This window comes from Dietzia sp. NPDC055340, assembly GCF_053645335.1.
The window spans coordinates 73500-84547 of record NZ_JBSHML010000019.1 but is presented as its reverse complement, the minus strand read 5'-3'; the positions used below and the strand labels follow the sequence as shown (position 1 = coordinate 84547).

At 71.0% G+C, this 11048-nt stretch carries 9 protein-coding genes; 4 read left to right on the top strand and 5 right to left on the bottom strand.

The features are described from left to right. Positions 1–34 precede the first annotated feature (34 nt). The 4 genes from ACWIFB_RS14120 to ACWIFB_RS14105 form a co-directional block, all read right to left on the bottom strand. Positions 35–727, bottom strand: a complete 693-nt coding sequence (locus ACWIFB_RS14120; RefSeq protein WP_454058587.1) for a biliverdin-producing heme oxygenase — start codon at positions 725–727, stop codon at positions 35–37. A gap of 158 nt (positions 728–885) precedes the next feature. Further along, positions 886–1686 carry an HtaA domain-containing protein gene (locus ACWIFB_RS14115; protein WP_452099089.1) on the bottom strand — a complete coding sequence of 267 codons (801 nt, stop codon included), beginning with the start codon at positions 1684–1686 and terminating at the stop codon, positions 886–888. A 364-nt stretch (positions 1687–2050) separates the two neighbouring features. Then, on the bottom strand, positions 2051–3199 hold the full coding sequence (locus tag ACWIFB_RS14110) for a MalY/PatB family protein (RefSeq protein ID WP_454058586.1): 1149 nt from the start codon (positions 3197–3199) through the stop codon (positions 2051–2053). Between the two features lie 60 nt (positions 3200–3259). Continuing rightward, a complete protein-coding gene (locus tag ACWIFB_RS14105; RefSeq protein ID WP_454058585.1) occupies positions 3260–3820 on the bottom strand; it encodes a hypothetical protein in 561 nt (186 codons plus the stop codon). A 169-nt stretch (positions 3821–3989) separates the two neighbouring features. On the opposite strand from ACWIFB_RS14105, the gene ACWIFB_RS14100 reads away from it, so the two are divergent. The 4 genes from ACWIFB_RS14100 to ACWIFB_RS14085 all read left to right on the top strand — a co-directional run bounded on the left by ACWIFB_RS14100 (position 3990) and on the right by ACWIFB_RS14085 (position 10354). Next, positions 3990–5426 carry an MFS transporter gene (locus ACWIFB_RS14100; protein WP_454058584.1) on the top strand — a complete coding sequence of 479 codons (1437 nt, stop codon included), beginning with the start codon at positions 3990–3992 and terminating at the stop codon, positions 5424–5426. Then, entirely contained in the window at positions 5423–7579 is a 2157-nt protein-coding gene (locus ACWIFB_RS14095) for a molybdopterin oxidoreductase family protein (protein WP_454058583.1), read from the top strand. The genes ACWIFB_RS14100 and ACWIFB_RS14095 overlap by 4 nt, the downstream gene beginning before the upstream one ends. After that, positions 7576–9099, top strand: coding sequence for an FAD-dependent oxidoreductase (locus ACWIFB_RS14090; protein WP_454058582.1), 1524 nt, complete (start codon positions 7576–7578; stop codon positions 9097–9099). Before ACWIFB_RS14095 ends, ACWIFB_RS14090 begins: the two co-directional genes overlap by 4 nt. A gap of 88 nt (positions 9100–9187) precedes the next feature. Then, a complete protein-coding gene (locus ACWIFB_RS14085; RefSeq protein ID WP_454058581.1) occupies positions 9188–10354 on the top strand; it encodes a uroporphyrinogen-III synthase in 1167 nt (388 codons plus the stop codon). Between the two features lie 230 nt (positions 10355–10584). On the opposite strand, the gene ACWIFB_RS14080 is transcribed toward ACWIFB_RS14085, so the two are convergent. Next, a complete protein-coding gene (locus ACWIFB_RS14080; RefSeq protein ID WP_454058580.1) occupies positions 10585–11022 on the bottom strand; it encodes a nitrite reductase (NAD(P)H) small subunit in 438 nt (145 codons plus the stop codon). Between the last annotated feature and the right edge of the window lie 26 nt (positions 11023–11048).

Below are 11048 nucleotides of genomic sequence, written 5' to 3'. Positions count from 1 at the left end.
GCTCACCGGACCCGGGGCGTTGCCTCGCGAAGCGTCACTTGACGCCGGCGGCCTCCAGGTCGAGGAAGATCCGGTGATTGAGGTCGAAGGCGCGGGTGGCGGCGTCGAGCGCCTCCTGTCGGTCCTCGTCGCTCAACGGGAGCGAGTTGAGCGCGCTGCGGTAGTTGTCCTTGTAGACCTTGGGCTTATCGATGTCGAACTCATAGAAGCTCAGTCCGTCCTCGAGCCCGTAGTGGCGGCGGACCATGGTCTTGATGATCTGCCCGCCCGACAGGTCGCCGAGGTAGCGGACGTAGTGATGCCCTATCAGCGCGGCCGCGTTGCCGGCGCATGCACTCAGTTCGGTCACGTAGTCCTCGACGGCGGGCACGATTGCCTCGAATGTGCGGCCCTCGACCCGATGGAACTCAAGGTCAGCTCGCAGCGCCGCCGTGCGGTCGAGCCGAGAATCGAGAATCGGTGTGATTCTTGGATCTGGGCCGACGTCTCGGCACGCGTTCTCCAGTGCCTCATAAACGGGCAGCGACTGCCGAAGGAGGGCCACCAGGCCGACCGGCGAGCCTTCCCCGCCCATCAATCGCGTGATGAAGGTGGCTGTCTCGGCGCGCTCATGTGCGTCCATCGTGGAATCGTGAAGCGCGGCGGACAGGGGGGCGGGAATTGTGGTCTCCATTGATTCTCCATGCTGGTGAGGTTTGCCTAATGAGAGTACTTCATCGGCGGCCATGAATCCATAGCGAAATTGCCGGTCGGAATCGTCGATCGACGGGTGTTAAGACAATATGGATCGGCCTCCGAATGGGGTGAATCCTCTTTCGAGTCCACTCCTCATTCGGAGGCCGTTCTAATTCGCGCGGAAAAGCGCGTTACGTCATTCGTCAGGCGTCAGAATCCAAGTGATCCGAAGATGGTGCCGAGCGAGCCGAAGATTCCGCCGCCGTTGTTGTCATCGCCGTCACCGTCGTTATCGCCACCGCCGTTATCGTCGCCGCCCGGCTCGGTGGTGCAGGACTCGGTCACGTTGAGGACGAGGGTGACATTGTCGACCTCCGCGCCCGCGCCGTAGAAGTCGCCCATCGCATCGTTGAGCTCTGCCGAGAGTAGGGCGTTGGTAGTCGTCACTGTGACCTCGCCGGCCCGCGTGAAGTCCTGGGCTGCATCGAGCGAGAAAGTAGCGCCGGTGCTCTGGGTGCCCTCGACCCACTCGAAGGGCGCCGTGGGGGTGAATCCCTCGGGCTTCTTGGCACGGTAGTCCACCTTGATCTCGCCGGCTGTGCCGTTGATCGCAACAGTGGGGTTGGACAGGGTCGTGTCCAGAACGTTTTCATGCCCGTGCATCCGGACGCTTCCGGTCCCGGAGGCCGAGGCGGAGCCGTCCTCGCCGATGGTGCCGGCTCCGTCGGCGATCGGCCACACGAACTGTCCGTCAGCGCCGCGCTCGCTGCCTTCGAAGGTGGTCCCGTCCAGCTCCCAGCCGCCGTGGGCAATCGGGCCAGCGAGGTAGCTGCGGAACGACTGCTTGACGCCCCACTTTATGGCGCCGCCATCGACGGAGTAGGTCACGTCCTCGGGGGCACAGGTGGCATCGTCAGCGACGGCGACGGCGGGGATGGCGAGAGCGGACAGGCCCATGAGGGCGGCCGAAGTCAGTGCGACGGCGCCGGAGCGAGAGGCGGAGCGGAGCATGGATGGATCCTTCGTGTTGGTCGTACCGGGCATCCGATGCGCCCGGATCGGCAACCTCAACTGAGGCGAGCCTAACCTTATCCATAGAAGGAGAGCCTAACCTTAACTAGCGATGTGTGATTTGCAACACATGGCGGTCTGGGCGGGGCGCATCCACGCGGGCCGAGAGATCGATTCGGTCGGCGTTTTGGCAGGTGGTCGGCATGAAACCCGCGCAGGAACGGACCGGAAGAGGAACCGGCCGCTGTCGAGAAAGCTCCGCAGAAGTTACTCAACAGGGAGTTGCGAGAAGGTTGAAACTCTCGCGAATCCTGTTGAACAATCTCCGTGCGAGCGGGCGCGGTGTCTGGGTGGTGGTGGCGGGTCAGTGGGCGGCGGCGACGCGCCCCATCCTCACGAAGGCTTCCGTGAGGATCTCCTCGGAGCACGCGAAATTGATGCGAACGAAGCCCTTGCCCTGGGCGCCGAACGCGGGCCCGGGGCTCAGCGCCACGCGGGCCTCGTCCAGGAAAAGAGCGGCCGGGTCGTCGCCGAGGCCCGGGTACGCGCGCAGGTCGATCCACGCCACGAATCCGGCGTCGGGCCGACGCCACCGGGCGCGGGGCAGGCGCTCGGCCAGCAGCCGCTCCATGAGGTCCAAGTTCGAGGCGAGCGCCGCCCGCATCTCGTCCAACCAGTCGAGGGAATCCACCAGTGCCGCCTCGCCGGCCAGCGCGCCGAAATGCCCGACCGCGCCCGACAGTGCCGAGCGCGGGACCGCGAACTTGCCCGGATTCCCGTTGATCACGAACGCGCACTTGAGCCCCGCCAGGTTGAACGCTTTGGACGCCGACGAGATGGCCAGCCCCACCTCGCGGGCGGTCTCGGACACTGCGAGGAACGAGCGGAAATCGACCCCGGGCATGGCCAGCGGTGCCCAGATCTCATCCGAGACCACCACGGCGTCGTACCGCGCGGCCAGGTCTGCGAGCTCGGCCAACTCGGCATCGGAGTGCAGCACGCCGGTGGGATTGTGCGGGTGGCTCAGCAGCACGGCACGTGCGCCATCGGCCAGGGCCCGCTCGATGCCGGGGAGATCGAGGCGGGGGTTGTCGTCGTCGTGGTCGATCAGCGGCACCGCCACCGGCGACATCCCCACCCGCCGGATCCACGGCCCGAACGGCATGTACACCGGCGGCGTGTACACGACGCCGGCGCCCACCGGCAGGGTCCGCGCCAGCGTCTCGCGCACCCCCACGCCCACGTCGTTGACCGGCACCACGGTCTCCTCGGGCACCTCGTAACCGAACCGCGAGTAGAAGCGCGCGCAGACCCCGGCGAACCGTTCGATCTCGGTGAAGTACCCGGTGTCCCCGTCGGCGACCGCGGCGGTCAGACGCTCCTGAATGGCGGGCGCGAGAAGCACGTCGGTCTCCGCCACGAACAGCGGCAACACGTCCTCCGGATAGGCCTGCCACTTCTGACTCCGCCGGTTGCGCAGCACGGACTCGGGGACATCCAGGGGAAATGGCATGTGGGGTCCTTTCGACCGGGGCGGGCAGGACCTCCAGGCTAGTTGCCGGTTCGCGGTCCGTCAGCTTCCGGGAATCACGCCCGGTGCCACCCACACGTCCGCGTCGTTGTACGGGCTGCCCAGCGGCATCATCGTGGAGTAGGTGGTCCCGGACCCGGTGGGGATGAAGATCCCGCCGGAGGTGTAGTCCCAGCCGTTGTCGATCGCGATCTGGTACCCGGCCCGGTAGGCGGCTCGCCCCCACGGGTCCGACGACCCGTTCCAGGCGTCGCTGAACAGGAAGAACCGTCGCAGTTCCACCGCCTGGCCGACTGGGCTGACCTGCCAGCAGCGGGTGCCGGGGACGGCCCAGTACCCGTCACACCACGCCGGTGAGTCGGCGGGGTCGTGCGACACCACCCGCATCGGAGTGGAGCCGAGCTGCCAGAACCCCGGATCGTCGAGGCCGACGGTGGCCTGGGTGCCCACATACTGCGCATCGGCGGGGATCGGTGCGGGCGGCGGGAAGGGTGGGCCCATCAGATCGGCCGGCTGCCCGGAGGCGGCGGGGGCGAGGCCCACCGCGAGGGCGAAGGCGGCGGCAGCGGTGCCGAGGGCGCGGAGTGTGAACCGTGGAGACATGTCCCCAGTCCACCACGACGGCGGCCCCCTCACGGCCCGAACGCGTCCAGGTGAGCACACCGTGACGGCGCCGTCATCGCCCGTATCGCCGGGGAAACAGCGGCTCCCTACTGTCAGCGGACACAGCGCGCCGGGACAGGCGCCGACGACGAGCGGGAGGGGTTGCGACATGACGCGTTCACACGTCATCGAGAACTGGGATCCGGAAAACACCGGCCAATGGGAGGCGGGCGGGCGGCGCATCGCCATGCGCAACCTGCGTTGGTCGGTGTTCGCCGAGCACGTCGGCTTCTCCGTGTGGACGCTGTTCGCCGTGCTGGTGCTGTTCATGCCCGAGGACGTCTACGGCCTCGGCGCCGCGGACAAGTTCCTCGTCTCCGCGGTGGTCACCCTCACCGGCGCGGTGTTGCGAATCCCGTACACGCTGGCCACGGCGGTGTTCGGCGGCCGCAACTGGACCATGTTCTCGGCGTTCGTGCTGCTCATCCCGGCCACGGCGATGCTGTGGATCATGGCCAACCCGGGCCAGCCGCTGTGGGCGTACCTGGCGGCCGGCGCGATCGCTGGCCTGGGCGGCGCCAACTTCGCCTCCTCGATGACCAACATCAACGCCTTCTTCCCCCAGGGCCAGAAGGGCTGGGCGCTGGGCCTCAACGCCGGCGGCGGCAACCTGGGCGTGGCGACGATCCAGGTGGTGGGGCTGATCGTGATCGCGCTGGCGGGTAACCGGTCGCCGCACTGGGTGATCGGCCTGTACCTGCTGCTGTTGGCGGTCGCGGGTATCGGCGCGGCGCTGCGGATGGACAACCTGCCGCACCAGCCGGTCGACGTGCAGTCCATGAAGGACGTCGCGCGCGACCGGGACGGCTGGGTGCTCTCACTCCTCTACATCGGCACCTTCGGCTCGTTCATCGGCTTCAGCTTCGCCTTCGGCCAGATGCTCACCATGACGTTCATCGGTAACGGTCAGACCCCGGGCCAGGCCGCCCTCCACGCCGCCCAGCTCACCTTCCTTGGCCCGCTGCTCGGCTCGCTCACCCGAATGGGCGGCGGCCGGCTGTCGGACCGGCTCGGCGGGTCGCGCGTGACGTTCTGGACGTTCTGCGCGATGGCCGTGACCACCCTGGCGCTGGTGTACACGTCGACGCTGCAGGCGGGCGGCGACGGCACCCTGTCGGGTGGCGCGCTGGTCCTTTTCTTCGCTGCGTTCCTGACGCTGTTCGCACTGACCGGGGTGGGAAACGCCTCGGTGTACACGATGATCCCGGCGGTGTTCGAGGCGCGCAGCCGCGGCCTCGGACTGGTCGAGTCCGAGCGAGCCGCGTGGTCGCGAGCGCACGCCGGCGCGTTGATCGGGGTCGCCGGGGCGGTGGGTGCGCTCGGCGGATTCGGCATCAACATGACGCTGCGCGCGTCCTATCAGGCGTCGGGGTCGGCCACGACGGCGTTCGGGGTGTTCGCGGCGTTCTACGTGATCGCCGCGCTGGTCACCCGGGCCGTGTACCTGCGCCGGCCCGGGGTGGGCGAGGTGCCGATAACGATGACGACGACGACGCCGTCGACCGGGTCCCCGCTCACCGGTGACGAACCGGCGGCGATTCGATGACGCGAATCGCGGAGCTGCCGACCACTCCCACCGAGCACACCCACTGCCTGTACTGCGCGCTGCAGTGCGCGATGACGGTCAACCCGCGCGCCGGGCACGCGCCCGCCCAGGTGAGCCCGGCGTGGTTCCCCACCAACCGCCGTGGGCTCTGCCGCAAGGGGTGGACGGCGGCCGAGTTGCTCGACCACCCCGACCGGATCACCACCCCGCTCGTGCGCGTGGGCGGTGAGCTCGAACCCTGCGACTGGGACACCGCGCTCGAGCGGGTCGCGGACGGCATCCGCCGTGCGCAGGCGACCGGCGGCCCGGACGGAGTGGCCGTCTTCGGCGGCGGCGGGCTGACCAACGAAAAGGCCTACCAGCTCGGCAAGTTCACGCGACTGGCGCTGGGCAGCCGGCTGATCGACTACAACGGCCGCTGGTGCATGTCGAGTGCTGCTGCCGCCGCCAACCTGAGCTTCGGCCTGGACCGGGGACTGCCTTTCCCGGTGACCGACCTTTCCCACGCGCGGGCCGTGCTGCTGATCGGCGCGAACCCCGCCGACACCATGCCGCCGTTCCTCCAGCACCTCGACGGCGCGGCCGCCGCCGGTGGCCTGGTGGTGGCCGACCCGCGGCTCACCGCGACCGCCCGGCGGGCCCTCGACGGCGGCGGGGTGCACCTTCGTCTGCGACCGGGCACCGACGCGTCGCTGCTCCTGGGGTTGCTGCACCTCGTCGTCGTCGGCGGACACCTCGACCCCTCCTACATCGCGGCACGCACCAGCGGCTTCGACGAGGCGTGGGGCCACGCTGCCGCGTGGCTTCCGGAGCGCACCGAACGGGTGACCGGCGTGTCCGTGGCACAGCTCGAGCGGACCGTCGCGCTGCTCGCCGAGGGGAAACGGGACCACGGCGACCCGGCCTGCAGTGATCAGCGCTGCGACGCGCACGGCGGTTCATACGTCCTCACCGCGCGCGGTGCGGAACAGCACGCGGACGGCAGCTCCGTGGTGAGCGCGGCGATCGCGCTGGCGCTGGCGCTCGGACTACCGGGACGGCCCGGCAACGGATATGGCACGCTCACCGGGCAGGGCAACGGGCAGGGCGGCCGCGAGCACGGGCAGAAGGCCGACCAGCTGCCCGGATACCGGTCGATCACGGACCCGGCTGCCCGCGCGCACGTCGCCGACGTGTGGGGCGTGGACTCAGCGGAGATCCCGGGGCCGGGGTTGTCCGCATTCGAACTGCTCGACTCGCTCGGTACGCCCGGAGGGCCCTCGGCGATGCTGCTGCACGCCTCCAACCCGGTGGTCTCGGCGCCCGACGCGGACCGGGTCGTGGCCCGGCTGCGGGCGCTCGACACCTTGGTGGTGGCCGATTTCGTGCTCTCGGAGACCGCGGCGCTCGCTGACGTGGTGCTGCCGGTGACGCAGTGGGCCGAGGAGGAGGGCACACTGACCAATCTCGAGGGGCGCGTGCTGCGCCGGCGCCGCACCGTCACCCCGCCGGCCGGGGCGCGTGACGAGCTGTGGATCTGGCACGAGCTCGCCCGGCGGCTGGGCCGCGGGCCGGAGCGGTTCCCGGTCGACCCGCGGGAGGTGTTCGACGAGCTCGCCCGCGCCTCCGCCGGCGGTCCGGCCGACTACTCGGCGATCGACTGGGACCGGCTCGATGCCGGCGAGGTCCTTCACTGGCCCTGCGGCGCCGACTCGCCCGGCGGCACCCCGCGGTTGTTTCTCGACCGGTTCGCCACCCCCGACGGCCGTGCCCGCTTCGCGCTGGACGGCGTGCGGCCACCCGCCGAGCCGCCGGATACCGAGTTCCCGCTGCTGGGGACCACCGGCCGGCTACTGGCGCACTACCAGTCCGGCGCCCAGACCCGGCGCGTGACCGAACTCGTCGCCGCCGAACCGCGGATGTGGGTGCAGGTCCACCCGGTGGTCGCGCGGGCGGCGGGCCTGGACGACGGCGATCCCGCGCAGGTGGTGTCCCGCCGGGGGAGCGTCCGGGCCGTCGTGCGCTGCGACGAGGACATGCGCACCGACACCGTGTTCCTGCCCTTCCACTTCGGCGGCGACGGGCGGGCCAATCGGCTCACCCTGCCCGAGCTGGACCCGCGGAGCCGGATGCCCGAGTTCAAGGTGTGCGCGGTCCGGTTGGAGGCGGCATGAGCGCGCCGACGAAGCCGCAGCCGCAGGTGCCGAAGCCGGCGCCGACGCAGGTACCGACGATGGCGCCGAAGTCGTTGCCGACGCCGCAGTCGCCGCCCACTCGGGTCGTGGTGGTGGGCGCCGGGATGGCCGCCGCGCGCCTCGCCGAGGAACTGCGTGCGGGGCAGCCGGACCCGCGCTGGCTGGCGGTGACTGTGCTCGGCGCCGAACCGGAGGAGCCGTACAACCGGATCATGCTCACCCAGGCCGTGATCGCCGACCGCGCCCACCTGGCCCAGCTCAAGCCCGCCGGCTGGTGGGCCCGCTCGCACATCGGAATGCGTACTTCTACGTCCGTTGTGGCGATCGATCGGGTGGCGCGTCAGGTCGAGCTCGCCGGCGGCGAACGCGTGGACTACGACCACCTCGTCCTGGCCACCGGCGCCGCGCCCCGGATCCCGCCCATCGACGGCATCCGCGGGCCCGACGGTCGGCTGGCCGCGGGAGCGTTCGTCCTCCGGGACGCCGCCCACTGCCGCGAGCTGATCGCCCATCTGGCCGCGCACCCCGGCCCGGTCGCCGTGGTCGGAGGGGGTTTCATCGGTCTGGAAGTGGCCTGCGCGCTGGCCGCGGCGGGCCACGACGTCGTCGTCGTCCATCCCCGCGCGTGGCCCATGAACGGGTGCCTCGACGCCGGCGCCGGCGCGGTCCTCGTCCGCGCCCTGGGCGCGCTGGGCGTGCGCGTGGTGACCGGGGCGCGCGCCAGCAGGTGGGAGGGGGCGTCGCTCGTGCTCGACGACGGCGAGGTCCGCTGCAGCACAGTGGTCCTGGCCACCGGGTCGGCGTCTCGTGCCGAGCTCGCGCTGGCGGCCGGGCTCGAGGTGGGCGACGGCGTGGTGGTCGACGACGAGCTGGCGACGAGCGACCCCGCGATCAGCGCGATCGGCGACTGCGCAGAGCACCGGGGAGTCGTGAGCGGGCTGGTGGCGCCGGCGTGGGACCAGGCGGTCGTGCTGGCCGCGCGGTTGACCGGCTCCGATCCGTCGGCGCGATACCTGGGCGCAGCGTCCGTGACCAGGCTCAAAGCCGACGGGATCGACGTGGTGGCCCTCGGCGAGCTGGCCCCCGACCCGGTCGCCGCCGACACGGCGGTCACCACTATCAGCGAACCCGCCCGCGGCCGCTACGCTCGCGTCGATGTGGCCGGCGGACGCATCGTGGGCGCGGTGCTGGTGGGGCATCCCGAGCCGGTCGGCGTGCTGACCCAGCTGTACGAGAGCGCGCTACCGGTGCCCGACGACGTGGTGTCGGTGGTTCTCGGTCGGGCCGAGGCGGTCTCGGCCGCGTCCCCGGCGACCATGCCCGCCGGGGCCGTGGTGTGCCGCTGCAACGGGGTGAGCAAGGGAGACCTCGTGGCGGCGTGGCGGGACGGCGTGCGGGACCGGGCCGGGCTGGCCGAGCGAACGCGCGCGGGGACCGGCTGCGGCGGATGCTCGTCGGCGGTCGAGGGGATCTGTGGGTGGCTGCGCGAGGCCGGCTGAACTCGCGCAACATGGCGGCTGAACTCGCGCAACAGGCCGGCGAGTCGGGTGAAACACGGCGGAAATACAGGTGGGCCATGATGGGGGCGTGACCGACGCAGATGACAACGCTTCCGAGCCCCGCCGACCCGCAGCCGACCCGGTTGGCGAGCAGCCGCTGCTGGGGCGCACCATCGCTGTCACCGCCGCGCGGCGGTCGTCGGAGCAGCGCACCCTCCTCGAGCGTCGCGGCGCGACCGTGCTGCACGCGCCCGCGATGCGGATGATCCCGGTCGCCGAGGACCAACTGGTCCGCGAGGCGACCGAGCGCACCTTGGCCGCCCCCGCCGACATCATGGTCCTGACGACGGCGGCGGGGGTGCGCTGGTGGATGCAGGTCTGCGAGGAGTGGGGCCTGGCGGACGACCTGCTCGAGCTGATGGGCCGGATCCCGCTGTACTCACGCGGACCCAAGACCACCGGCGCGATCCGGGCCGCGGGCCTGCGCGAACACGCCTCCGCCGCCAGCGAGGCCAGCCCCGAACTGCTGGAGATGCTGCTCGAACGTGGTGTTTCCGGCCAGACGGTCTGCGTCCAGGTGCAGGGCGCCGGCTCGGGATGGAACCCCATGTCCGTCCTGCTCGACGGGCTGCGGACGGCGGGCGCAGAGGTGATCGAGGTGCCTGTTTACCGCTGGGAGCTGCCGGAGGATCTCGACGCGCTGGACGATCTCGTGCGCACGATCGCGCGGGCGGGCGTCGACGGCGTGACGTTCACCGCGGCGCCGGCGGTCATCGCCGTGCTCGAGCGGGCCGGGGCGATGGGTATTCACGACGATCTGCTGGACGCGCTCAACGGGCCGGTCGCGGCGCTGTGCGTCGGCCCGGTGACCGCGGCCCCGCTGATCGAGCTCGGGGTGGACTTCACCGCGCCGGACCGGATGAGGCTCGGCTCGCTCATGCGTCACACGACCGAGGTGGTCGCCGAGCTGACGGCGCCGATCATTGTCGCCGGCCACGAACTGTCGGTCTGCGCGGCCGCTGTGCTGGTGGACGGCCGCCCGGTCGAGATGTCCCCGGCGCAGTTGGCGCTGATGCGGGCGTTGGCCCGCCGGCCGGGGGCGTGCGTGAGCCGCGCGGAGCTGCTGGAGGCGCTGCCCGGCGACGGAACGGATCCGCACGCGGTGGAGACCTCGATGGGCCGATTGCGCCGGGCGCTCGGCGTCGCGGACATGGTGTCCACGGTGGTCAAGCGAGGCTATCGCCTGAACATCTGATCGGCCGCCCGGTGGCGGGTGCCCCCCGAGGTTTGGTGGCACCACTGCGAGGAGGGGCCGGTTTTTTCGCCGTGGTGTCGGCGAGAATCGCAGTGATGTCGTCAAGGTGGAGGGTCGGCGCTCGCACCCCGGGCTCACGGCGCAGAGGCAGCGTATCCGGAGCTGGATGCGCTGCCTCTCGGCCGTGGTGGGCGGCGGCGTTCAGGGCGCCGCCGCCCAGGGGAAGCGGCTCAGGCCGCGATGGAATGCCGTACGGCGGCCTCGGTCGCGATGACCACCGTGCCGTCGCTCGCCACCCGGGCGGGGAAGACCGAGATGCCGCGCGAGGGGTCGTCGAGTCCGCGACCGTCCGCCAGGGCGTAGGCCTGCTTGCCGATGGGCGAGATCACCGCGGGAACACCGGCGCGGTCGCCGACCAGGCCGCGGCTCATCACGGCGGCGCGCGCGACCGGGTCGATGTTGCAGAGGGCGTGGATCTCGTCGTCGACCAGATACACCGCCACCTGGCGACCGTCGGGCAGCAGCGCGGCGACACCGCGCCCGCTGATGAGCTGGCCCACCGGGCAGACAGGGATCTCGATGGCGTCGCGGTCGGCGCGGTCGGCGCGGTCGGCGCGGTCGGCGGGGTCGGCGGACGCGGCGGTGATGCGGCGTAGGGAAGTGGTCATCGGGAGTCTCCTTTAATAGTCGGGGG

Excerpts from the sequence above, each read along its gene's own strand:
- ACWIFB_RS14120 (WP_454058587.1), bottom strand. The coding sequence starts at position 727 with ATGGCCGCCGATGAAGTACTCTCATTAGGCAAACCTCACCAGCATGGA.
- ACWIFB_RS14115 (WP_452099089.1), bottom strand. The coding sequence starts at position 1,686 with ATGCTCCGCTCCGCCTCTCGCTCCGGCGCCGTCGCACTGACTTCGGCC.
- ACWIFB_RS14110 (WP_454058586.1), bottom strand. The coding sequence starts at position 3,199 with ATGCCATTTCCCCTGGATGTCCCCGAGTCCGTGCTGCGCAACCGGCGG.
- ACWIFB_RS14105 (WP_454058585.1), bottom strand. The coding sequence starts at position 3,820 with ATGTCTCCACGGTTCACACTCCGCGCCCTCGGCACCGCTGCCGCCGCC.
- ACWIFB_RS14100 (WP_454058584.1), top strand. The coding sequence starts at position 3,990 with ATGACGCGTTCACACGTCATCGAGAACTGGGATCCGGAAAACACCGGC.
- ACWIFB_RS14095 (WP_454058583.1), top strand. The coding sequence starts at position 5,423 with ATGACGCGAATCGCGGAGCTGCCGACCACTCCCACCGAGCACACCCAC.
- ACWIFB_RS14090 (WP_454058582.1), top strand. The coding sequence starts at position 7,576 with ATGAGCGCGCCGACGAAGCCGCAGCCGCAGGTGCCGAAGCCGGCGCCG.
- ACWIFB_RS14080 (WP_454058580.1), bottom strand. The coding sequence starts at position 11,022 with ATGACCACTTCCCTACGCCGCATCACCGCCGCGTCCGCCGACCCCGCC.